This is a genomic window from Amycolatopsis sp. M39, assembly GCF_001651785.1.
GTDB classification, from domain to species: domain Bacteria; phylum Actinomycetota; class Actinomycetes; order Mycobacteriales; family Pseudonocardiaceae; genus Amycolatopsis; species Amycolatopsis rubida.
Genome location: NZ_LWSF01000019.1, coordinates 11645 through 33748, shown reverse-complemented (window position 1 = coordinate 33748; position 22104 = coordinate 11645). Strand labels below are relative to the sequence as shown.

General features: G+C 69.7%; 20 protein-coding genes. 12 read left to right on the top strand and 8 right to left on the bottom strand.

Annotated elements, in window-relative coordinates:
* Positions 1 to 32: 32 nt before the first annotated feature.
* From rox to A4R44_RS31215, 4 genes are all read right to left on the bottom strand, one after another.
* Positions 33 to 1463: a rifampin monooxygenase gene (rox, locus tag A4R44_RS31230; RefSeq protein WP_067588696.1), complete on the bottom strand. Its 1431-nt coding sequence runs from the start codon at positions 1461 to 1463 to the stop codon at positions 33 to 35.
* A gap of 176 nt (positions 1464 to 1639) precedes the next feature.
* The gene (locus A4R44_RS31225) at positions 1640 to 2284 is read right to left on the bottom strand and encodes a class I SAM-dependent methyltransferase (protein WP_067588693.1); all 645 of its coding nucleotides are present in this window, start codon (positions 2282 to 2284) and stop codon (positions 1640 to 1642) included.
* A 52-nt stretch (positions 2285 to 2336) separates the two neighbouring features.
* Positions 2337 to 3953: an acyl-CoA dehydrogenase family protein gene (locus A4R44_RS31220; RefSeq protein ID WP_067588691.1), complete on the bottom strand. Its 1617-nt coding sequence runs from the start codon at positions 3951 to 3953 to the stop codon at positions 2337 to 2339.
* Positions 3937 to 4542 carry a TetR/AcrR family transcriptional regulator gene (locus A4R44_RS31215; protein ID WP_067588689.1) on the bottom strand — a complete coding sequence of 202 codons (606 nt, stop codon included), beginning with the start codon at positions 4540 to 4542 and terminating at the stop codon, positions 3937 to 3939. The genes A4R44_RS31220 and A4R44_RS31215 overlap by 17 nt, the downstream gene beginning before the upstream one ends.
* A 440-nt stretch (positions 4543 to 4982) precedes the next feature.
* On the opposite strand from A4R44_RS31215, the gene A4R44_RS31210 reads away from it, so the two are divergent.
* Entirely contained in the window at positions 4983 to 5807 is an 825-nt protein-coding gene (locus A4R44_RS31210; RefSeq protein ID WP_067588687.1) for an AfsR/SARP family transcriptional regulator, read from the top strand.
* 60 nt (positions 5808 to 5867) lie between these two features.
* Here the strand turns inward: A4R44_RS31210 and A4R44_RS31205 are convergent, their stop codons facing one another.
* The gene (locus A4R44_RS31205; RefSeq protein ID WP_067588685.1) at positions 5868 to 6575 is read right to left on the bottom strand and encodes a LuxR C-terminal-related transcriptional regulator; all 708 of its coding nucleotides are present in this window, start codon (positions 6573 to 6575) and stop codon (positions 5868 to 5870) included.
* 506 nt (positions 6576 to 7081) lie between these two features.
* Between A4R44_RS31205 and A4R44_RS31200 the strand changes: the two genes are divergently transcribed.
* From A4R44_RS31200 to A4R44_RS31155, 10 genes are all read left to right on the top strand, one after another.
* A complete protein-coding gene (locus tag A4R44_RS31200; protein ID WP_232791864.1) occupies positions 7082 to 8353 on the top strand; it encodes a beta-ketoacyl synthase in 1272 nt (423 codons plus the stop codon).
* Entirely contained in the window at positions 8353 to 9630 is a 1278-nt protein-coding gene (locus A4R44_RS31195) for a beta-ketoacyl synthase N-terminal-like domain-containing protein (RefSeq protein WP_067588681.1), read from the top strand. The genes A4R44_RS31200 and A4R44_RS31195 overlap by 1 nt, the downstream gene beginning before the upstream one ends.
* Complete coding sequence (locus tag A4R44_RS31190; protein ID WP_067588679.1) at positions 9627 to 9899, top strand: acyl carrier protein; 273 nt, start codon at positions 9627 to 9629, stop codon at positions 9897 to 9899. Before A4R44_RS31195 ends, A4R44_RS31190 begins: the two co-directional genes overlap by 4 nt.
* A gap of 7 nt (positions 9900 to 9906) precedes the next feature.
* Positions 9907 to 11757 carry an asparagine synthase (glutamine-hydrolyzing) gene (asnB, locus tag A4R44_RS31185; protein WP_067588677.1) on the top strand — a complete coding sequence of 617 codons (1851 nt, stop codon included), beginning with the start codon at positions 9907 to 9909 and terminating at the stop codon, positions 11755 to 11757.
* Between the two features lie 41 nt (positions 11758 to 11798).
* Positions 11799 to 13466 (top strand): FAD-dependent oxidoreductase, encoded by a 1668-nt coding sequence (locus A4R44_RS31180; protein WP_067588675.1) that lies wholly within the window; start codon positions 11799 to 11801, stop codon positions 13464 to 13466.
* A gap of 52 nt (positions 13467 to 13518) precedes the next feature.
* Positions 13519 to 14238, top strand: a complete 720-nt coding sequence (locus tag A4R44_RS31175) for a HemK2/MTQ2 family protein methyltransferase (RefSeq protein ID WP_067588673.1) — start codon at positions 13519 to 13521, stop codon at positions 14236 to 14238.
* 59 nt (positions 14239 to 14297) lie between these two features.
* Positions 14298 to 15632 (top strand): PLP-dependent aminotransferase family protein, encoded by a 1335-nt coding sequence (locus A4R44_RS31170; RefSeq protein ID WP_067588671.1) that lies wholly within the window; start codon positions 14298 to 14300, stop codon positions 15630 to 15632.
* A gap of 76 nt (positions 15633 to 15708) precedes the next feature.
* Positions 15709 to 17337: a class I adenylate-forming enzyme family protein gene (locus tag A4R44_RS31165; protein WP_198545506.1), complete on the top strand. Its 1629-nt coding sequence runs from the start codon at positions 15709 to 15711 to the stop codon at positions 17335 to 17337.
* A complete protein-coding gene (locus A4R44_RS31160; protein ID WP_067588669.1) occupies positions 17307 to 17615 on the top strand; it encodes an antibiotic biosynthesis monooxygenase in 309 nt (102 codons plus the stop codon). Before A4R44_RS31165 ends, A4R44_RS31160 begins: the two co-directional genes overlap by 31 nt.
* On the top strand, positions 17612 to 18523 hold the full coding sequence (locus tag A4R44_RS31155; protein WP_067588667.1) for an SRPBCC family protein: 912 nt from the start codon (positions 17612 to 17614) through the stop codon (positions 18521 to 18523). The genes A4R44_RS31160 and A4R44_RS31155 overlap by 4 nt, the downstream gene beginning before the upstream one ends.
* A 65-nt stretch (positions 18524 to 18588) precedes the next feature.
* Here the strand turns inward: A4R44_RS31155 and A4R44_RS31150 are convergent, their stop codons facing one another.
* Positions 18589 to 19506, bottom strand: coding sequence for an SRPBCC family protein (locus tag A4R44_RS31150; protein WP_067588665.1), 918 nt, complete (start codon positions 19504 to 19506; stop codon positions 18589 to 18591).
* A gap of 159 nt (positions 19507 to 19665) precedes the next feature.
* Here A4R44_RS31150 and A4R44_RS31145 point away from each other — a divergent pair, with 159 nt between their 5' ends.
* Entirely contained in the window at positions 19666 to 20118 is a 453-nt protein-coding gene (locus A4R44_RS31145) for a nuclear transport factor 2 family protein (RefSeq protein ID WP_067588663.1), read from the top strand.
* A gap of 53 nt (positions 20119 to 20171) precedes the next feature.
* On the opposite strand, the gene A4R44_RS31140 is transcribed toward A4R44_RS31145, so the two are convergent.
* Entirely contained in the window at positions 20172 to 20948 is a 777-nt protein-coding gene (locus A4R44_RS31140; RefSeq protein WP_067588661.1) for a cyclase family protein, read from the bottom strand.
* A 9-nt stretch (positions 20949 to 20957) separates the two neighbouring features.
* Entirely contained in the window at positions 20958 to 22001 is a 1044-nt protein-coding gene (locus A4R44_RS31135; protein ID WP_067588659.1) for a methyltransferase, read from the bottom strand.
* Positions 22002 to 22104: the final 103 nt, after the last annotated feature.

Here is a 22104-nt window from a genome sequence, read left to right as displayed (position 1 = left end):
AGGGCAGCCGGGAAACCCGCCCGGCTACGTCCTCATCGCTTCGCGCCGAACCAGTGCAACAAGTGCTGCTCCAGCTCCCGCTGATCCTCGCCGGTCCAGACCACGTGCCCGTCCGGTCGCAGCAGCGCGGCCGGCACGTCGAGGTCCTCGCTCACGTCCACGACCCGGTCGACCCGGTCCGCCCAGCCTTCGGCCGAAAGCCGCCCGTTCTGGTCCAGCAGCAGCCCGCGGCCCTGGTGCGTCAGCTCGTACAGCCGTCCTCGCCGCCTGAGCGCCAGGTCCGGCATCCGCCGCCCCAGCAGCCGGTGCCCGTCGCCGAAGTCGTAGCGGATGTCGAGCGCGAGCACCTTCTCCAGCAGCAGCCGGTTGACCTCCTCGAAGGCCATCAGCTCGGTCATCAGCCGCCGCACGGCGCGCCCGTCCGGGTCGGGCGACATCACCACGGCCTGCGCGCGGACGTTGTCCAGCACTGCGTCCGCGACCGGGTGCCGTTCGGCCTCGTAGGTGTCGAGCAGTCCCTCCGGAGCCCAGCCGTTGACCTCGGCGGCGAGCTTCCAGCCGAGGTTGAACGCGTCCTGGATCCCGAGGTTGAGCCCCTGCCCGCCCAGCGGCGGGTGGACGTGCGCCGCGTCCCCGGCGAGCAGCACCCGGCCGACGCGGTAGTGCTCGGCCTGCCGGGTCGCGTCCCCGAACCGCGAGAGCCAGCGAGGGGAGTGGACGCCGAAGTCCGTTCCGGCGTACTCGCGCAGCTGGTGTTTGACCTCGTCCAGCGTCGGCGCCCGCGGGTGTCGGTCCTCGACGACTCCGGCCGCGGGCACGACCACGCGGAACATCCCGTCGCGCAGCGGCCCGACCCCGAACCACAGCTGCGTTTTGCGGATTTCCATCACCAGCGCGGTGATTTCGGCGGGATCCGCGGTCGCCTCCATTTCGCCCAGCAGCACTTCACGCCGTGCGGGCTCGCCCGGGAACGCGACGCCGAGCGCCTTGCGCACCGTGCTCCGCCCGCCGTCGCAGCCGACCAGGTAGCGCGCCCGCAGTTCGCTGCCGTCGGCCAGCGCGACCGTCACCCCGTCCTCGTCCTGGCTCAGCCCCACGACCTCGCATCCGCGCCGGATCTCCGCGCCCGCCTTGACCGCGTGCTCGGCCAGCAGCCGGTCGGTGATCGGCTGCGGAAGCCCCAGCACGTACGGATGCGAGGTGTCCAGCCGTTCCGGAGCGGGGCGCGTGATCCCCGCGAAGAAACCCCCGGCCGGGTGCGTCGAACCGGCGGCGAGGAACGGCTCCAGCATCCCCCGCTGGTCCAAGACCTCCATGCTGCGCGAGTGCATCCCCAGCGCGCGCACGTACTCCGGCGGTTCCGCGTCCTTTTCCAGCACGACCACGCGCACCCCGTGCAGCCGCAGCTCCGCGGCCAGCATGACGCCCGCCGGCCCGGCCCCCACCACGATCACGTCCACCATGAACTTTTCGTCCCCTGTACCGGAGCCGACTCCCGCCGGCGGCGTTTCCGCAGGCAGAGGCTCCGGCGGACGATTGTGGAGCACCACCCGGGCCTTGCCGCAAGCCCCGGGGTGCGCTATAAGGTGAAGGGGGCGGGGAGAAGTCCTTGCCCCCTTCTGTCCCCAGTGGACTTTCCTCAGCCCTCCTTGCGGGCCATCAGGTACGCCTGGTCCGTCGCCTCGTAGCTCGGGCCCGGCTTGCGCACCAGACGCGCGTCCACCACGAAACCGGCGTCGGCCAGCAACCGCGCGACGAAGTCCGGATCCAGCCGGTACGCGTCGGCCGCGATGTCGTGGCCGTAGGCGTTTTCGATGCGGCGACGCTGGTTGTCGCCCACCTGGAACGCGGTCAGCAGCCAGCCCCCGGGCCGCAGCACCCGTGCGAGTTCCTTGGCCAGCACCGGAAGTTCCTCAGGCGGCGTGTGGATCAGCGAATACCACGCGAGCGCCCCGGCGAGCGAGCCGTCGGCGATGTCCAGCGCGGCGAGCGAGTCGACCGCGAAGCGCAGGTGCGGATGCGTCCGGCGGGCGACCTCGACCATCGTGGGCGACAGGTCGACGCCGAAGACGTCCAAGCCCAGCGAGGCGAGGTACCCGGTGAGACGGCCGGGCCCGCAGCCGAGGTCGCCCACCGGTCCCTCGCCGGTCAGCTCCGCGAACGCGCCGAGCATCGTCCGGTCCCACGTGCTCGACTCGAGGAAATCCTTCAGCATTTCGGCGTACGACTCGGCGACGGTGTCGTACGCGCTGCGCGTCTCGGTTACGTAAACAGGTTCGGTCACGGGCAGGGACAGTAGCCCTCGCCGCCGCGGCCTGTCCGGCGAAACGCGCGGACTAGCCGCGAGCGCGGGCGATGATCGCGGAAGTGTCGGTTCCAGCGGGCAAAGTGCCGAAAGCCAGGCCCCAGTCGCCGCCGAACCGCGTGCCGCAGAACGCGTCCGCCACCGCGCGCGGCGCGTGCCGCACGAGCAGCGAACCCTGCAGCACCAACGCCATCGTCTCGACGACGCGGCGCGCCCTGAACTCCAGATCGTCCACATCGGACAGATCCTTCTTGAGCCGGTCGACCGCGTCGTCGAGCCGCGCGTCCGCGCCCGCGGCCTGCTCGACCTCGGCGAAGAACGCGGCCACCGACTCCGGCTGCCGCCCCATCGCGCGCAACGCGTCGAGCGCGGCGACGTTGCCCGACCCCTCCCAGATCGACATCAGCGGTGCCTCCCGGTACAGCCGCGGCATGCCCGATTCCTCGACGTACCCGTTGCCGCCCAAGCATTCCAGCGCCTCGGCCGCGTGCGTCGGAGCCCGCTTGCACACCCAGTACTTGGTCACCGCGAGCCCGAGACGGCGGAACGCCTGCTCCTGCTCGTCGTCGCGCCGGTCGCCCGCCGCCGCGAGCCGCATCGACGCCGCCACCGCCGCTTCCGCCTCGATCACCAGGTCCGCCAGCACATTCGCCATCAGCGGCTGGTCCACGAGCGCCTTGCCGAACGCGTACCGGTGCGTCGCGTGGTGCACCGCGCGGACCGCGCCCAGCCGCATCCCCGACGAACTGCCGAGCGCGCAGTCGAGCCGGGTGTTGTTGACCATCTCGATGATCGTCTGGACCCCGCGGCCCTCCTCGCCGACGAGCCAGCCCACCGCGTCGTCGTACTCGATCTCCGACGACGCGTTCGACCGGTTGCCGAGCTTGTCCTTCAACCGCTGCAACCGGATCGGGTTCCGGCTGCCGTCCGGGAGCACCCGGGGGAGCAGGAAGCAGGACAGCCCGCCGGGCGCCTGCGCGAGCGTGAGGAACAGGTCCGACATCGGCGCGCTGGTGAACCACTTGTGCCCGACCAGCCGATAGCTGCCGTCACCGGCGGGCCGCGCCGCGGTGGTGTTGGCGCGGACATCCGAACCGCCCTGCTTCTCGGTCATCGACATGCCCGCGATCAGCCCGCGCTTCGTGCCCGGCTCGCGCAACCCGAAGTCGTACTCGGTCGACGCCAGCAGCGGCTCGTACTTCTCGGTCAGCTCCGGATTGGCGCGCAACGCCGGAACCGCCGCGTACGTCATCGAAATCGGGCAGGTGTGCCCGGCCTCGGACTGGCTCCAGACATAGAACTTCGCCGCCCGCGCCGCGTGCGCCCCCGGCCGCTCGTCCCGCCACGGCGCGGCCTGCAGCCCGTGCGACACCGCGACATTCATCAGGTCGTGCCAATGCGGATGGAACTCGACCTCGTCGACCCGGTGCCCGAAACGGTCGTGCGTGCGCAGCACCGGCTCGTTCTCGTTGACCAGCCGGCTCCACTCCTGCACCTGCTCGCTGCCCGCCAGCCGCCCCAGCTCGTGCAGCTCGCCGACGACCCACGACGCCTCGGTGCGCCCGACCGCCTCCGCCAGCGCCGGATCGGCCGCGACGTCGTGCTCCAGCGGCGGAACCTGATTGACGACCTCATGCGTTGCGGGCATCCGAACCTCCCAGTGACCGCACGACGAACGTGCTCAACTCGCTGACCTCCGCCGACCCGCCGCTGGTCAGCGGGCCGATCAACACCTCTGCCGCGGCGCCGACCAAGGCCGCCGCACTGACCGACGCGTCCTGCGCGGGCAACACCCCGGTCCGCACGCCTTCGGCGACGTGCTCGGCCACGACGTCACGGAACACCCGCCGGAACTCGAGCCGCTCGGCGTCGATCACCGCGTCCACCGGCTCGGCCAGCAGCGCATACGCCAGCCGCGGCGCCTTCAACGCCCGCACCGCGAACGTCTCGAACACCGCCACGACGCGCGCCACCGGATCGGCCGGCCCCGCCGCCGCCGACCGCACGGCCTCGACCTCGCGCGAGACGACCTGCCGGAAGACCCGCACGACCAGATCCGCCTTGGTGGGGAAGTGCCGGTACACCGTGCCCACGGCAACGCCCGCCCTCTCCGCGACGGCGGCTACCGAGCAGCCGGAGTAGCCGTGCTCGGCGAGCTGCTGCACGGTGGCGTCGAGGATGGTGTCCCGGAGCGCGTCGAGCCGCTCCTGGACTTTGGGCGTTCTGCGGTAGGCCACGGCAAGAAGTGAACCACCGATTCACAACTTGAGTCAACGGTGGGGATCCGGGCGCGCCGGGTGCGAAGCGGATGAACTGGACGGCCGCGCGTCTCCGAGGCGTGCGCTGCGGTAGGTTCGGAACCTTGGTGCCGGGCGGTATTTCTGCCGTCCCTCAAAGCAGCGACCCTCAAATTGGCGACAAGTACGAGGCCGAAATGTCTCGTAGACTGGCATCCATTGGCTGATCCGTGGTAGCCGGCCCGGCGGGCAAACCGGGAAACCAGACAAATCGCGGGATGCGCCGATATCACACACTGGGGCAGGGGGACACGCCGGTCGTCTGCCGTGTTTCAAGCTGCGGATCGTCTTTTTCTCGACGCCGGCCGGGTTTCCGGCCGACGGGACAGTGCCCGCTCGCCGGGAGTGGGGGAACCTGACGCAGAGTGGAGGCATGCCCGATGCGGGTCAACATCCTGGGGCCGATGGTAGTCGAGCGGGGATCCAGCATTGTCACTCCGACCGCGCCGAAAGTTCGGCAGGTGCTCGCATTGCTGGCGTTGAAGGCCAACAGCATCGTCCGCACCGATCAGCTCGTCGAAGAGCTGTGGGGCGAACGTCCGCCGCGCAGTGCGGCCACGACCTTGCAGACCTACATCTACCAGCTGCGCGAGCGATACCTGCTGCGGGACCGGGCGGCTGCTTCGTTGCGGACGGTGTCGAGCGGCTACGTCCTGGATCTCGACGAGGACTGCGTCGACGTCGAGAGGTTCGCGCGGGCGGCTGAGCGCGGACGGGCCGAGTACGACGCGGGGGAGGTCGAGTCGGCGGCCGAAACGCTCCGCGAGGCCTTGCGCTTGTGGCGCGGGCCCGCCCTTTTCGACGTCAGCGTCGGGCCGGTGTTGCGGGTGTTCTCAGTGTGGCTGCAGGAGCTGGGCCGCAACACCCTCGAGCTAAGGATAGACGTCGACCTGACGCTCGGCCTGCACGCGGATCTCGTAGGCGAACTGGCCGCGCTGGTCGCGGACGGCCCGACGCACGAAGGGTTCCAAGCCCGGCTGATCCTCGCCCTCTACCGTTCCGGTCGCCGGGCGGACGCGCTTCGGGCGTTCGAGCTGGCACGCGAGGCGCTCGACCGGGAACTGGGCGTCGACCCGTCGCCGCGTCTGTGGGAACTGCGGCGCGGCATTCTCAACACCGATCCCAAGCTGGACACCGTGGCTGAGCTGCCGGCGCGGGCCAGGACCAGTCATGGGGTGGTGACGAGTTCCGCGCGGCTGCGATGACCGGCCGGCGCGATCTGCCGGGTCGCAGGTCGCGCCGGCCGGAAGCGCCCGGGGCCAACGCTAGATCTGCCAGCAGCTCGCGACGCCGACCGGCAGCTGGCGCTTGTCCTGACGGCCGGCGTCGCGGGCGGGCGGCTCCGGAACGTCCGCCGGACCGCGGGCGTGGCGAGAAGGCTCGCCGAGGTCTGCTTCGACGTGACCGAGAATGGTCGCCCGGGTCAAATCGGCTTTGTTTCCGAGCCGGAATTTGGAGCGGGCTCGTTTCACATAGGTGTTCACCGTGTGCACGCTGATGCCGAGTGCGCTGGCGATCTGCGCATGGGTGTCTCCCATCGAGATGTGTTCGAGCACCTGCCGTTCCCGAGGGGACAGTGCCGCAACGTTATGCCGTCCCGGACAGCCGGCGACGTGCGCGTTTGCCCAATAGCATCCGCCGGAGGATATCTTGTGCACGGCGGTCACTATTTCCGCGGGTTCCGACAGAGCGCTCAGCATGCCGCGCACGCTCAATTCCGCCAGGTTCGGCAGGGGGCTCGCGCGAGCAGCGTGGTCGAGCAACAGAACAGGTGTTTTCCCGACGCATCTCTGCGTGAGGCGCACGTCGTTGCTCGCGGTTTCCTGATCGATGATGAACAGATCCACCGAGGCCTTCGTATTCCGTTTTCGCATGGATCGCGTGGCAGTCACCTCGAATCCGGCGCTGGCGAGGACGCTGGTGAGCCCGAGCAGGAACACCGGTCTGCTCTCGATGATTTCGAGCGGCGTCATCAACACCCTCCCTGCATGACGAATCGCGGTCCGGGTGGAGGGCGACGATGAAGGCCCGCGGTTCGTGCGCGGCGCGCTGCTTTCGCCGGGAAGTCTCCGAACGCGACCGTGAATTGCGCCGCCTCCGGATGGTCCGTTTTGCCCCAGTCGCGGAAATAGCTCCGCGAAAATTCGTAATGGCCGTTTCGTCCAGTCCGTGTCCAAGAATCCCGCCGGTCGGCTGCCGGCTGGTGCGACTAGAGCATGACCAGCGAGTTTACCCTCCTCTAACCCATCACCAGATGATGCCCTGGCCGGGGACGGCGACGCAAGTTTCTTGAAATGCGGAGCCCGCGCTGCGTTTGCCGCCGGATCGGTGCCGTGCTTCGTTCCGCGACCAGGTGGCGGATATCCCGTTGCTCCCGCCGGAGCGGGCTCGCCTCAAGGGCGAGTCGAGGTGGTGCGGCCATTGTTTGCGGACGACGCCGGAAATGCGGAGCACTGCCGGTGCTGAAGGAGGGGACCCTGTGGCGAGAGACGAGTACGGCGACCGACGCGTGGCGATCACGGGTATCGGGGTGGTCGCCCCTGGCGACCCGGGGAGAAAAGCGTTCTGGGAGCTAATGACCGCGGGGCGCTCGGCCACCCGCCCGATTTCTCTGTTCGACGCGTCGAGGTTCCGGTCGCAGATCGCCGCGGAATGCGACTTCGACCCGATCGCGGCCGGGCTGAGCCGGCAGCAGGTCCGCAAATGGGACCGGACGACCCAGATCGCGATGACGGCGACCGGCGAAGCGCTGGAGGACAGCGGCATCGCGGGAGAAGCGGACCCGCTGCGCACTGGCGCGATGGTCGGCACGGCGTGCGGCATGACGATCAGCCTGGACAGCGAGTACGCGGTGGTCAGCGACGAGGGCGCGCACTGGCTGGTCGACCAGGCCCACGCGGCGCCGTACCTGTACGACTACTTCGTTCCCTCCTCCATGGCGGCGGAGATTGCCTTGGCCGCCGAGGCTTTGGGTCCGGTGGGCGTCATCTCGAGCGGCTGCACGTCCGGCATCGACGTCCTCGGCCACGCGGCTTCCCTCATCGAGGACGGTTCAGCCGACGTAATGGTGGCGGGCGCCTCCGACGCCGCGATCTCGCCGATCACGGTGGCTTGTTTCGACGCCATCAAGGCGACGTCGCCGCGCAACGACTCGCCGGAGACGGCATCCCGGCCCTTCGATCGCACCCGCGACGGCTTCGTGCTGGGCGAAGGGGCGGCGATGCTGGTCCTGGAGGAAGAGCGACATGCCCGGCGGCGGGGAGCGCACATCTACGCGCGCGTCGCCGCACACGCTTCGCGGTGCAACGCCTATCACATGACCGGCTTGCGCTCGGACGGCGCGGAGATGGCCGACGCGATCCGGGCGGCGCTGGACCGGGCGCGGCTGGACCCGAGCGCGGTCGACTATGTCAACGCGCACGGATCGTCCACGACGCAGAACGACCGGCACGAAACCGCGGCGTACAAGGCGAGTCTCGGCCATCACGCCTACCGGACCCCGGTCAGCTCGATCAAGTCCATGATCGGGCATTCCCTCGGCGCGATCTGCGCGCTCGAGGTCGCGGCGTGCGCGCTGGCGATCGAGCATTCGGTGGTCCCGCCGACGGCGAATCTGCACCACCGGGATCCCGAATGCGATCTCGACTACGTGCCGCTGACCGCCCGGGAGCAGCCGTTGTCCACGGTGCTGAGCGTGGCCAGCGGCTTCGGCGGCTTCCAGAGCGCCATGATCCTGACGAAACCGAACTGATGACCGCGCGGACGCGGACAAACCGGCCGGTCGTCACCGGGCTCGGGATCGTCGCGCCGACCGGGCTGGACGCCGGGGCCTACTGGGCGGCGACGACTCACGGGCGCAGCGGGATCGCGAGGATCACCCGGTTCGACCCGTCGGCCTACACCGCGACGGTGGCGGGGCAGACCGATCTCGACGCCGCGTCGCGGGTGCCGAACCGGCTGCTGCCGCAAACGGATCCGATGACCAGGCTCGCGCTGGTGGCGGCTGAGGAGGCGCTCGCCGACGCCGAGGTCGATCCCCGGGCTCTGCCCGCCTTCTCGGCGGGAGTGTTCACCGCCGCCTCGGCCGGCGGATTCGATTTCGGCCAGCGCGAACTGGAGGCGCTGTGGAGCAAGGGCGGCGAGTACGTCAGCGCCTATCAGTCGTTCGCGTGGTTCTATCCGGTCAACACGGGGCAGATCTCGATCCGCCACCAGCTGCGCGGACCCGGCGGCGCGGTGGTCGCCGATCAGGCGGGCGGGCTCGACGCGGTGGCGAAGGCGAGCCGCACCGTGCAGAACGGCACTCCCCTCATGGTCACCGGCGGAGTCGACGGCTCGTTGTGCCCGTGGGCGTGGATCTGCCTGATCGCCTCGGGGCGGGTCAGCCGCGAGGACCGTCCCGAGCTTGCCTATCTGCCGTTCGACGCGGCCGCTTCCGGCCACGTGCCCGGCGAAGGGGGCGCGATCCTGATCGTCGAGGACCCGGTCGCCGCCGCGGATCGCGGAGCCAGGGCATACGGCGAGATCTCCGGGCACGCGTCGACGTTCGACGGCAAGGCCGGTCCCGGCGGCGACGGTCTGCGGCGGGCGATTCTGGGCGCGCTCGACCAGGCAGAGGCACGGCCCGGCGAAATCGACGTGGTGTTCGCCGACGCCGCCGGGGTGCCCGAGCTCGACGCGGTCGAGTCGGCGGTGCTCGCGGAGATCTTCGGACGGCGCGCGGTTCCGGTGACCGCGCCCAAGAGCATGGTCGGGCGGCTGCTCGCCGGCGCGGGTCCGCTGGACCTCGCGGCCGCCCTGCTTTCCCTGCGGGACGGCGTGATCCCTCCGACGGTGAACGTCACCCAGCCCGCCTACGCGCACGCGATCGACCTGGTCCGTGAGGCTCCGCGCGCCGCGGACCTCGCCAGCGCGCTGGTCGTGGCGCGCGGGCACGGCGGATTCAACTCCGCGATGGTCCTGCACGCCGTCGGAGGGGGACCGGAGCGCACAGCCAGTGATTCCCCGAACGGAAGGGATTACCGATGACCGACCAGCTGACCCTCGCTCGTCTCGCCGACCTGCTGCGCGAATGCGCCGGCGTCGACGAGGAGGTGGACTTGTCCGGCGACATCAGCGAGGTCGCGTTCGACGACCTCGGCTACGACTCGCTGGCGCTGCTGAACACCGCGGGCCGGATCGAGCGCGAACTGTCGATCAAGCTGCCCGACGGGGCGCTGCCCGAGGCCAAGACCCCCGGCCAGTTGCTCGAGACCGTCAACGCCCTGGTGAACCAGGGCTCCCGGAACGGAAGGTAGCGCGGAAGTGTGCGGAATTTGCGGGTGGGCAGACTTCGGCCGCGACCTGTCCGGCGAGTCCGCGATCGCCGACGCGATGACTGACACCCTGTGCTGCAGAGGCCCGGACGCGCGGGGCACGTGGCTCGACCCGCACGCCGTGCTCGGGCATCGCCGCCTCGCTGTCATCGATCTCGAGGGCGGTCGTCAGCCGATGGCCCGCGTCCGCGGCGGCCGGACCCAGGCCGTGCTGAGTTTCTGCGGCGAGGTCTACAACTTCCAGGAATTGCGCCGGGAGCTGGCCGCTCGCGGACACGTCTTCGACACCCGCAGCGACACCGAGGTCGTGCTTGCCTCGTATCTGGAGTGGGGAGCCGGCTTCCCCGGACACCTGCGGGGGATGTTCGCCGTCGCGGTCTGGGACCCACGCCGCCGCGAACTGCTGCTCGCCCGGGACCGCCTGGGCGTCAAGCCGCTCTACTACCAGCGCACCGCCGAGGGGCTGGTGTTCGGGTCCGAGCCGAAGGCGATCCTCGCCCATCCGCTCGGCTCGCGCCGCGTGTCGGCGGAGGGGCTGTGCGAGATCCTGGAAATGGTGAAGACTCCGGAGCGCACCGCTTACTCCGGGATGAACGAGGTGCGTCCCGGGCAGCTCGTCCGGCTGACCGAGTCCGGACTGCGGACGAGCCGGTACTGGGAACTGACGGCTCACGAGCACGTCGACGATCTGCCCGCGACCGTCGACACGGTCCGGGGGCTGCTGGAGCAGACCGTCTCCGAGCAGATGGTCACCGACGTCCCGTTGTGCTCGCTGTTGTCGGGCGGCCTCGATTCGTCGGTCATCACGGCGCTGGCAGCGAGCCGGACCGGCCTGGCCGGACTCGGCCCGCTGCGGACGTTCTCGGTCGATTTCGGGAATCCGTCGGCCGGCTTCAGCCCGGACGCGGTGCGCGGCGAGCCGGACACCCCGTTCGCCCGCGACCTCGTCGCCAAGGTCGGAGCCCGGCATGCCGAGGTCGTCCTGGACAGCGCGGAGTTGTCGCGTCCCGGCGTGCGCGCCGCTGTGCTCGGCGCGGTCGACCAGCCCCCGGGCTACTGGGGCGACATGTGGGCGTCGCTGTACCTGCTGTTCCGCGAGGTGCGCCGCACGTCCACGGTCGCGCTGTCGGGAGAGTCGGCCGACGAGCTTTTCGGCGGGTACCAGTGGTTCCGGAACCCCAGCGCGGTCACCGCGCACACGTTTCCCTGGCTGACCTCGGGGTCGGTCCGCTACTTCGGCGGCGCCGGGCTGCTGGACCGGGGCCTGCTGGAGAAGCTCGACCTCGCCGGCTACCGCGCGGACCGGTACCAGGAGGCGGTGTCCGAGGCTCCGGAGCTGCCCGGCGAATCCGCGGTCGAGCGCCGGATGCGGCAGATCACCTACCTCAACCTGACCCGTTTCGTGCAGACCCTGCTCGATCGCAAGGACCGGATGAGCATGGCCGTCGGGCTGGAGGTGCGGGTGCCGTTCTGCGATCACCGGCTGGTCGACTACGTCTTCAACGTGCCGTGGGCGATGAAGAGTTTCGACGGCCGGGAGAAGAGCCTGCTCCGCGCGGCGTTCGAGGACATCCTGCCCGCGTCGATCGTCCGGCGGGTCAAGACCCCGTATCCGGCGGTCCAGGACCCGGGCTACGAACGGGCACTGCGCGCGGGTCTGGCGGAAGTGGTCGCCGACCGGGCCGCACCGGTGCGGCCGCTGCTCGACATGGACCGCGCCCGGCGAGCCGCGGCCCGGCGCGTGGGCGAGGTCAGCAGGCCCTACGACCGCGGCGGGCTGGAAATGGCGTTGTGGCTCAACGACTGGCTCGCCCGGTACGACATCGCCCTGGACCTGTGATCAGCCGGGTCCTTCCTCAGCGCGACGAAAGGAAACTTCTCATGCGCGGCAGTGCGGATTACCAGGTGCTCGTGGTCGGTGCGGGCCCGGTCGGGATGACGGCGGCGCACGAACTGGTCCGCCGCGGGGTGGCGGTCCGCCTGATCGACAAGGCGGCCGGGCCCGCGACGACGAGCCGCGCGACCGCGAACCACGCTCGCAACCTCGAGGTCTATCACCAGATGGGCTTGCTCGACCGGGCACTGGAACGAGGACAGCGGGCGGAGAATTTCTCGATCCACCGCAACGGGCGCATGCTGGTGCGGTTCGGCACCGACTACACGCGGCTGCCGACGCGGTTTCCGTTCACGTTGCAGCTCGACCAGATCCACACCGAGGAGATCCTGCGCGACCGGCTGGCGGATTTCGGGGTCCGCGTCGAATGGGGCGTCGAAATCGGCGGGCTGACGCAGGATCCGCGGCGGGTGCGGGCCGAGCTGCGCGCACGCGGCGAGACGGAACGGGTCGAGGTGCCGTGGCTGATCGGCGCGGACGGCGCGCACAGCTTCGTGCGCAAGAGCCTCGGCCTGTCGATGATCGGCGATTCGATGGAGGAGTGGACGGTCGCCGACGCCCGGCTCGACGTCGATCTCAGCCGCGACAGCCTGCACCTGGTCCACGTGGACGGGGGCACCGTGCTGCTCGTGCCGTTCCCCACGCCGCGCAAGTGGCGGCTGCTGGACACCTCCGAGGTGCACGAGGCGGACGGTGAGGAGGACTACGCGCGGGTCGGCGAGAGATTCGAGCGCAAGCTCGGCAAAGCCCTGCGCAGGAAGGTCGCGGTGGAGACGCCGAGCTGGGTGTCCACCTTCACGATCCAGCAGCGGATGATCCCGCGGATGCAGGTGGCCCGGTGCTTCGTCGCGGGCGACGCGGCGCACGTCCACAGCCCGGCCTCGGGACAGGGCATGAACACGGGGATGCAGGACGCGCACAATCTGGGCTGGAAACTCGCTGACGTGATCCGCGGGGTCGCGTCGCCGGAACTGCTGGAGAGCTACAGCGCCGAGCGTGTGCCGGTCGGGGAGACCCTGCTCGGCTCGACCAAGCGGGCGACCGCGCTGATCGCGTTGCGCAACCTTGCCGCCCCGGTGGTGCTGCCGATCGGGCTGGGCCTGGTGAACGCGGTCAAACCGGTGAAGAAGAAGATCGAACGCAAGATCCTTCGGGGGATGTCCGGGCTGGCGCTGCATTACGAGAGCAGCCCGCTCGCCTTGCCCGCGCGCGACGGAACGGCGGGGATCCGGCCCGGCCACCGCGTCGGGTGCTCCGCCGAGCAGGAGCGGGCCTTCCCCGGCTGGCGGGAGCTGGTGGGCGAACTGACCGACCCGCGGTGGACCTTGCTCGGTTTCGCCGGGCCGGGCGAGCGCGGGGACCGGATCCGCGAAGCGCTGCGGTTCGCGGAGAAGCACTACGGGCGCGCAGTCTCCGTTCGCACGGTGTCGGCGAACGCCGACGATGCCCAGATCGGCGTTCTGGTGGACTCCGCCGGCGTCCTGGCCGAAGGATTCGGCGCCCGGGAAGGCGACTACGTCCTGGTCCGCCCGGACGGCTACCTGGCCGGGAAGGGAAGCGCCGGGGAATGCACGGTTTCGCTTTTCGAGCGGCTTTTCTTTCGCGCCGGCGAGCGGGAAAACAATCCGGGCGAGCAGCCGGATGAGCGATCGTAGGCATGGGCAGGCTCAAGGTCTTTTCGAGGCAAGGCTGTTTCACTTCGACGCTATGAAAACAAACAGCCCGCAGGGCGCGGAAAGGGTCGGCGCCTACCAGCCGTTGATGTCGGCGGAACGCGCGGAACGCATGTGGAAGCTGCACCTGGACCTGCTGGACCTCACCACGGCCACGGAAACCGAGACGTCGGCGCTGCTCGGCCTGACCTTCGTGGTTCCGCCCGAGGTGAAGCGGATCGGACCGCTCGCCCAGTTGCTCGGCGAAGCGGTGCTGGACGAGGTCGAAGCAGGAGACCGGGTACTGGAAATGGGCGCCGGCTGCGGCGTGAACGCCCTGATCGCCGCGACCAAAGCCAGCGAAGTGCTCGCCGTCGACATCAATCCGGCCGCGGTGGAGAACGCGAAGGACAATGCGCTTCGCAACGGTCTCGACGACCGGGTCGAGGTGCGCCGCAGCGATATTTTCAGCGACGTCGACGGCGTGTTCGACCTGATCGTCTTCAATCCGCCGTTCAGCTGGTTCACCCCGCGGAACATGCTGGAAGCGGCGACGGCGGACGAAAACTACGGTGCGCTGACGAGGTTCTTCCGCGAAGCCCGCGAACACCTGTCGGAGAAGGGCCGGTTGATCGTTTTCTTCGGCAACGCGGGCGACCTCGCCTACCTGCAGCAGCTCATCGACGACGAGGGATTCCGCCAGGAGGTTGTTGCCCAGCACAGCCGCCTCGTCGCGGGCACGGCGGTCAACTTCTTCGTGTACCGCCTGTCGTAGGCCGTTCCCGGCGCGCACATCCGTGAGACCGCCAACCGACTGACAGGGGAGCGAATGCCATGATGGGAGCGGGAATCGCAGAGGTCGCCCTCGACCTGGACGCACTGCACGCCAGCGTCGGGAACCCGGTGCTGGACTCGATGCGGCTGCTGAGCGAGACGTCGTTCCGGTATCCGGAAGCGATTTCGTTCGCCTCCGGCCGGCCGTACGAGGGGCTTTTCCGGATCGACAGCCTGCACCGCTATCTGGACCGCTACGTGGCCGATCTGCGCGCGAAGGGGCAGTCCGAGGAGCGGATCACGAAGGCGGTCTTCCAATACGGGCCGACCCACGGGCTGCTGCGCGACGCGGTCGCGCGAATGCTGGCGAACGACGAAGACATCCGCGTGGCGCCGGAGTCGGTGCTCATCACGCACGGGGCGCAGGAAGCGATGCTGATCGCCTTGCGCGGGCTGTTCGCGGGTCCGGACGACGTCCTGCTCACCGTGTCGCCCTGCTACGTAGGCATTTCCGGTGCGGCGACGCTGCTCGGAATCCCGCTCGAACCGGTTCCTGAGCGCGAGGACGGGCTGCGGCCCGCTGACGTCGCCGAAGCCGCGCGGCGCGTGCGTTCCTCCGGGCGACGGCCGGTGGCCTGCTATGTGACGGCCGACTTCGCCAATCCGTCCGGCTGCTCGATGTCGCTCGCGGCGCGCAGGGACCTGCTGAAGGTCGCCGCCGAGGAGGACCTGCTGCTGTTGGAGGACAATCCTTACGGCCTCTTCGGCCGTGCGGGCGAGGAACTGCCGACGATGAAATCGCTCGACTCCGCTCGCCGGGTGATTTATCTGGGCACCTTCGCCAAGAGCGCGTTCCCCGGAGCGAGAGTCGGCTACCTCGTGGCCGACCAGCCGGTGACCGGCGGCGCGGGCGAGATACGCCCGCTGGCCGAGGAACTGGCGAAAGTGAAGAGCATGGTCACCGTGCACACCGCGGGGATTTCCCAGGCGGTGATCGGCGGCCTGCTCGCCGAGCACGACTACAGCCTGCGCCGCGCGAACCGGGATCTCGCGGATCTCTACGTCCGGCACTTGGAGCTGACCCTGTGCTGCCTGGAGGAACACTTCCCCCGGAGTCGCGTCGCCGACCACGGCGTGCGCTGGAACAACCCGGGCGGGGGCTTCTTCCTTCTGGTGGAAGTTCCGTTCCGGGTCGACCTCGCCGAGCTTGAGCGGTGCGCGCGCGACTACGGCGTCGCCTGGGCTCCGATGAGCATGTTCTACGTCGGCGACGGCGGCCACAACGTGCTCCGGCTCGGTTTCAGTTCCCTGACGGCGGAGGAACTCGCCGAAGGAATCAGGCGGCTCGCCGACTACATCAGGGCAACACCGGCAGTTTCCGCGCCGCGCGGGTGAGTGCGGCCCGGCGGTCTCGTTCGCAATCGCGGTGCGAATGCGACGCACCGCACGACATTCCTGTGGGAGGTCCTCGGTGAAAGAAGAGCATGAACCCGGTGCCGCGGTCGTCGCCGGCCCGCCGCTCGCGGTGCTCGACGACCTCCACAACGGACCGCGGTTCGACGATCTCCTGCGTCGGGCCGCGGCTGGAGCCCCGGGGCGGATCGCGCTGCGCACGCCGGAGGAGGAGCTGACCTACGGGGAATTCGACCGGCGGGTCAGCGGTTTCGCCGCAGCGCTGCGGCAGCTGGCCGGAGCGGACGCAGTGGTCGCGCTGGCGATGGAATTGTCCCTGTCCTATCCGGTCGCGCTGTACGGGATCTCGCGCGCCGGAGCGGTCAGTGCCCTGATCAACCCGCTGCTCCCCGCCGACCGGCTCGTCGCCTTGCTGCACCGCGCGGACGCCGCGGCGGTCGTCGTCGCCCCGGATCTCGCCGTCGAGCTGCGCGACCAGTTTCCCGCCCAGTACGTCCTGACCCACCGCGACCCGGACATCGACACCGGCGCGCTGCCGACCGTGCACGAGATGACCGTCCGCGCTGACGACCCGGTTCCGGCGGCGTCCGAGGGGGTGTTCGACACGGCGGCCTGCCTGCAGTTCACCAGCGGCACGACCGGGGACCCGAAGATCTGCCGGCTCAGCCACCGAAACCTCGTCGTCAACGCGGCGCAGACCGCCTACGCGCACCGGCTCGGCGGGTCTTCGGTCGTTTTCAATTTCCTGCCGACGTTCCACTCCATGCACCTGCACATCAGTGTCACCGCGGCCGCGACCCACGTGCTCTGGCCGGACCCGGACATCCTCGGCGCCGTCGCCGGGGCGCACCGGAACAGCGCCACGCACTTCTACAGCCTTCCGGTGCGGTTGATGCGGCTGGCCGCCGACCCGGCGCTCGGCGAGACGAAGGCGGATGCGCTGCGAGCGATCCTCTCCGGAGGCTCGGCCATGTCGGCCGGCGCGATCGCGGACCTGTCGGCGCACTTCGGCGTGCCGGTCGTGCAGGGCTACGGCCTCGCCGAGACAGCGCCGTCGGTATTCCTCGGCAATCTCGACGACCCGCGGCCCGGCTCGTGCGGGATTCCCGTGCCCGGCGCGGAATGCCGGATCGTCGACGTCGAGACCCGCGCGGTCCAGCGCGTCGGTGCGAAAGGCGAGATCCAGGTGCGCGGCCCGCAGCTGATGCTCGGGTACCTCGGCCGTCCGCTCGGCGCCGATGTCGACGCCGGCGGCTGGTTCTCCACCGGCGACATCGGCTTCCTCGACGCCGAGGGCTACCTGTTCGTCGTGGACCGGCTCAAAGACGTCTTCAAGGTCGACAACTGGCTGGTCGCGCCGAGCGAGATCGAAGAGGTGCTCCGGCAGCACCCGGGCGTGGCCGACTGCGTCGTGGTCGACCGGCCGGACGAGTTCAGCGGCGCCGCGGCGCACGGACTGGTCGTGGCGAAGGACCCGGGGGCCGATCCGGCCGGGTTCGCCGAGTTCGTGAACGCGCGGGTGCCGTACTACGAGCGGCTGCGCACTGTCGAACTCGTCGACCGGATCCCGCGCTCGCCGATCGGCAAGATCCAGCGGCGCGCTGTCCGCGAACGTCTTCCGGGTCCGCAGTGCAGCACGACACCTGAGGAGAAGACATGTTCTACACCGTCAACCGGTACACCGTGAGCGGCGACGCCGAAGAGTTCGACCGGCTGCTGCGGGAAGTCAACCGGCACATGTCCGCCCAGCCGGGATTCCACGTCTACCGGCTGTACCGGTCGGAAAGCGAACCGAAGGTGTATCTCGAAACGTCCCAATGGGAAACAGCCGAGCAGCATCGCGCGGCGATGACACAGGACGGTTTCTGGGGCCCGGTGAAGAAAATCGGGGAAATCGCCGCCGTGGAGCCCGGATCGTTCCAGCTGGTCCGGGAAAATCGCGCGGCGGAGGTGCGGCAGCCGTGACCGCCGAGAAATCCGCTGTCTCGATTTCGGTGGAGGCATCGGCCGGATTCGTGTTCAGTCTGGTGACCGACGCCCCGAAATGGCCGTGGATATTCCCCTGGATCCTGCACACCGAATGCTCCGACCGCGGTGGTGCCGACGACGTGTTCACCTGCTGGGGGCTGACGCCCGAGGGGACGACCCGGATCTTCAGCTCCCGGCGGCACATCGACCGGGACCGCCTGGTCATGGACTTCGAGCAGCGGGAGCCGGTCGGCGACGTGCGGCGGCTGAGCGGCCGGTGGACGTGCGTTCCGGACGGCGAACGCCGCATGACGCTGCGGCAAGAGCACACCTTCGAAGTCGCCGGCGACGATCCGGAGTCGGCGGCCAAGGCCCGCGCCATGTTCGCCCGGCACGGCAGCGCGCAGCTGAACGCGCTGAAAGAGCGCGCGGAGGGGTTCTCCGACGTCTCGGCTCGGACCCTGGCCCTCACCGACTCCGTCCAGGTCAAGAGCGACCTCGCGTCGGTGTACGAGGCGTTCCGGGACGCTTCGTCGTGGCCGAAGTTCGTCTCCCGGGTCGACCGGGCCGTCGTCGCCGAGACTCCGCAGAACGTCCAGTTCGTCGAACTCAGCGTCCGCGACGGGCACTCGGTGCACACGACCCGGTCCGCGAGAGTCGGGTTCCCGCGGACGAAGATCGTGTACAAGCAGACGGAGCCCTCGGACCTGTTCGAGCTGCGTGCCGGCTACTGGAGTTTCGCGGAGGAGGACGCCGGGGTCGTGGTCACGGCGGGGCACACCGCGATCGTGACCGGTTCGGCGTCGCTGGCCTCCGCGGACGCACCGGCCGAGGCCCGGCGTTTCCTGCGCGGAGCGATGTCGGCACACCTGCACGAGGCCAAGAAATTCGTCGAAAACCAGTGAACCACGAAGCGGTGCCTGCCCGGTTCCCCGGGCAGGCACCGCTTCGTGTCGTCCGCGATGTCCGGTCAGAACCCGGCCCGCTCCTCCGCGTAGGCCTTGGCCAGCTGCAGGTTGCCCATGCTGTTGGCGGTCAGCACCCGCCGCAGATGGTTCCGCGCGTCCTGGACGGTGGTTCCTTCGCCGAGGATCGAGACCATGTCCGGTTTGATCCTCGCGGTGTGCCGCGTGCTGGCGACGACGCCTTCGGGGGTCTGCGCGAACGCCCAGTGGCCGGTGTGGGCGGCGAGCATGGTCGGCAGCTGGATCTGCTTGTAGACGATCTTCCGGTGCGGCAGGCAGATGCGGACGGAGCGGGTGCTGTGCGAGGAGCCGTCCGGGGACAGCGACACCATGTCGAAGAACTGGATGCCCGGAACGGTCTCCTCCAGCTCCAGCTTCGCGACGTGCGGGATCCGGTCCGGCCACTTGTCCGCCTCGTACAGATAGGCGTAGACGTCCTCGATCGAACCGGCGATGAAGAGCGGGTCGTCGAAGGTGAGGATCAGTTCGGCGAGTTCGTCTCGTTCCTCGGCCGCCGACTTCAGCGACGCCAGGTACTCGGCGCTCTCGGCTCGTACCGTGTCGGCGACAGTCGCGTCACTGGTCCGGAACTCCCAGCGGAGCGTGACAAGGGTGTCCTCGTCACGCTCTTCGAACGTCCACGAGCCGTTCGCGTCGACGTAGGGCAGCTCAGCGGACTCGACAACGGCGGTGATGGTGTCGGCACCGAACCGGCGTTGTTCGGTCCAGGTCCGGACGGTGCGGTCGTCGGTCACCGCCCAGTGCCGGATACGAGCGCTGGTCTCGCTGCGCTCGAGGTACTCGGCATGCACGGCCGGGCGGTGCAGGGCCGGCCAGCGGTCCACGTCGAGCACCAGGTCCCGCAGGACTTTCGCCGGTGCGTGCACGAGGATTTCCTTCTCGACGGTTTTTGCTTGAGGCATCGAACGAATCCCTTCGAGCTGGCGGTTTCTCGGGTTTCACTGTCGACGCACCGCCTCGATTCTTCTTCGAACCGGTGCCGCCTCTCGCCGGGTCGAGCGTGGTTCGAATGCGACCGGGCACGCTGATGCGGTCACCACCGGAAAAGGAACGGGGAAATCATGACCGCACAGTCCGAAGCTCCCGTCGCCGACGAGACTTTCCACCGGATTTACGCCGAGGTTCTGCAGTTCTACGCCCGTACGATGCAATTGCTGGACGCGGGCCGGGCCGCCGATTGGGCGGAGTCGTTCACCGAGGACGCGACCTTCGCGATGCCGTCGCGGCCGCAGCCAGTACGCGGCCGGGACGAGCTCACGGCCGTCGCGCGCGAGGGCGCCGCCGGACTGGCGAAAGCCGGCGAAGTGCACCGGCATTGGCACAGCATGGTTTCGGTGGAGCCCGGCTCGGACGCGACGCTCGCCGTCCGCTGCTACGCGCAGGTGGTCGCCACGAAGCTGGGCGGATCCTCGCGGCTGCACCGGATCTGCGTCTGCGAGGACGTTCTCGTGCGCGGCGGCGACGGCCGGTTGCGGGTCCGCTCCCGGCGGGTGACCAGGGACGACCTGGCCTGAGCCGGACGCTGCGGAAGGCCGCCTCGGGTCCTGGCCTTCCGCAGCGCGCGGAGTCAGTCTTCGACGTGGGCGACCGCCCGAGCCCAGCCCGCTCCCGCGCCCGCGATCTTCACCGGGAAGCACGAGACAGCGAATCCGGTCGCGGCGGGCAGCGCGCCGAGATTCGCGAGGCGTTCGATCTGGCAGTACGGCCGCTGCCGACCGGCGAAGTGGGCCGGCCACAGCACCTCCCGGTCGCCGGTGCGCTGGTAGTGCTCGAGCATCGCGACGAACGGGGCGTCGAGGCTGAAGGCGTCCGTCCCGATCACCCGGACCCCGAGGTCCAGCAGCAGGCCGGTGGCGCCCGCGTCGAGCCCGACGAAATCGGTGAAGTACTTCGGGGTCCCGTTCCACGCGTCCGCGCCGGTGCGCAGCAGGACGATCTCCAGCGCGTCCGGCCGGTGCCCGATCTCGGCGAACTTCCGTTCGAGACACCCCGCGTCCACGGCGGAGCCCATCGGCTCGGACGAGACGTCCAGCAGCACGCCCGGCGCGTGGAACCATTCCAGCGGAAGGCTTTCGACGGTCGGCGGCGGCCCGTACGAGGTGACCGTCCCGTAGTGCGCGGGCGCGTCCACGTGCGTCCCGGTGTGCGTGGTGAGGGTCAGGGTGTCGATCGAAAGCAATTCGCCGCAGGGCAGGTCCGCCGGGTCGAAGCCGATCCCGAACTGGCTCCGCATCTCGTCTGCCATGTGCCGGGCGCCCTCGGCGGGCGTCATGACCTCGTGCACGACCGGGTGCGGTTCCCACGCGGCCGCGTCGATCGGCGAGGACAGGTCGATGAGTCTCACGTCGTACCCTCATTCCGCCGCGGGAGCGGGAACCGTGCATGCGACGAGGTGCAAATAGGCGTCGACCGGCCGGGTCGCGTCGACCCGGAGGCCCGCCCGCCGGATCAGCTCGGTCAGCCCTTCGAGAGTGTGCTTGCCGCCGCCGACGTTGAGCAGCAGCAACAGGTCCATCGTGGTGCTGAACTTCGGCTGGAAGCTTTCGTCGATCAGGTTCTCGACGAGGTAGACGCGGGCTCCCGGCCCGGCGGCGCGCACCACGTTGCGCAGGGTCTTGACCGTGCTCTCGTCGTCCCAGTCGAGGATGCTCTTGAGCAGGTAGACGTCCTTGCCCGGCGGGATGTCGGCGCGGGCGTCGGCGGGGATGACTGTCGCCCGCGCCGCGAGCGCGCCGCCCGCGCGGAGCCGCTCGTCGACGTTGCGCAGCGCGTTCGGAAGATCGACGAGCGTGCCGTTCAGCCCGGGATGCCGCTCCAGCAAGGCCGCCAGCACGTGGCCCCGTCCGCCGGCGACATCAGCCACCGACCGCGCGCCGGACAGGTCGAGACTGTCGACGATCGCCTGGACCGACATGGTGCTCGACTGCATCATCGCCCGGTCCATGACAGCCGCGGACTCAGGCGCGGCGGAGTGCAGATACGGGAAGAAGTCCTTGCCGTGCAACGCGGTGAACACGGTGTCCCCGGTCCGGATGGCGTCGGCGAGATGCGGCCACAGCTCCCAGGTCCACGGCTCCGTGCTCCACAGGACGATGTACTTGATGCTGCCCGGCTCGTCCTCGCGCAGCAGCCGGGACTCCTCGGTGTGGACGTAGCAGCCGTCGTCGTCCTGTGCGAAAACCCCGTGGCACATGAGCGCGCGCAGCAATCTGGCCAGAGTCTCGGGCGGAGCGCCGACAAGCGTGGCGAGGTCGATGAGATTGGTCGGAGTGTCGCCGAGGGCTTCGGCGACACTCAGCTCGACGGCGGCCCGCAGCGCGGCCGCCCGGCCGCACGCGAGCGCGATGTCCCGCAGTCGCGCCACCGCGGGAGTATGGGTGACAACCGTTCCGGTCATGACGTCTGCCTTTCGTCCCGGAGTTCCGACAGCCGGGACTGTGGCCGAACCTCCTCGATTCCGCTTCGAAGCGGCCGCGCCCGCACCGGCTCGAGGTCTATTC

What these genes read in the sequence shown, in the direction of transcription:
- A4R44_RS31210 (WP_067588687.1), top strand. Translation starts at nt 4,983, where the DNA reads ATGCGGGTCAACATCCTGGGGCCGATGGTAGTCGAGCGGGGATCCAGC.
- A4R44_RS31190 (WP_067588679.1), top strand. Translation starts at nt 9,627, where the DNA reads ATGACCGACCAGCTGACCCTCGCTCGTCTCGCCGACCTGCTGCGCGAA.
- A4R44_RS31205 (WP_067588685.1), bottom strand. Translation starts at nt 6,575, where the DNA reads ATGACGCCGCTCGAAATCATCGAGAGCAGACCGGTGTTCCTGCTCGGG.
- A4R44_RS31180 (WP_067588675.1), top strand. Translation starts at nt 11,799, where the DNA reads ATGCGCGGCAGTGCGGATTACCAGGTGCTCGTGGTCGGTGCGGGCCCG.
- A4R44_RS31175 (WP_067588673.1), top strand. Translation starts at nt 13,519, where the DNA reads ATGAAAACAAACAGCCCGCAGGGCGCGGAAAGGGTCGGCGCCTACCAG.
- rox (WP_067588696.1), bottom strand. Translation starts at nt 1,463, where the DNA reads ATGGTGGACGTGATCGTGGTGGGGGCCGGGCCGGCGGGCGTCATGCTG.
- A4R44_RS31195 (WP_067588681.1), top strand. Translation starts at nt 8,353, where the DNA reads ATGACCGCGCGGACGCGGACAAACCGGCCGGTCGTCACCGGGCTCGGG.
- A4R44_RS31145 (WP_067588663.1), top strand. Translation starts at nt 19,666, where the DNA reads ATGACCGCACAGTCCGAAGCTCCCGTCGCCGACGAGACTTTCCACCGG.
- A4R44_RS31170 (WP_067588671.1), top strand. Translation starts at nt 14,298, where the DNA reads ATGATGGGAGCGGGAATCGCAGAGGTCGCCCTCGACCTGGACGCACTG.
- A4R44_RS31220 (WP_067588691.1), bottom strand. Translation starts at nt 3,953, where the DNA reads ATGCCCGCAACGCATGAGGTCGTCAATCAGGTTCCGCCGCTGGAGCAC.
- A4R44_RS31135 (WP_067588659.1), bottom strand. Translation starts at nt 22,001, where the DNA reads ATGACCGGAACGGTTGTCACCCATACTCCCGCGGTGGCGCGACTGCGG.
- A4R44_RS31160 (WP_067588669.1), top strand. Translation starts at nt 17,307, where the DNA reads ATGTTCTACACCGTCAACCGGTACACCGTGAGCGGCGACGCCGAAGAG.
- A4R44_RS31150 (WP_067588665.1), bottom strand. Translation starts at nt 19,506, where the DNA reads ATGCCTCAAGCAAAAACCGTCGAGAAGGAAATCCTCGTGCACGCACCG.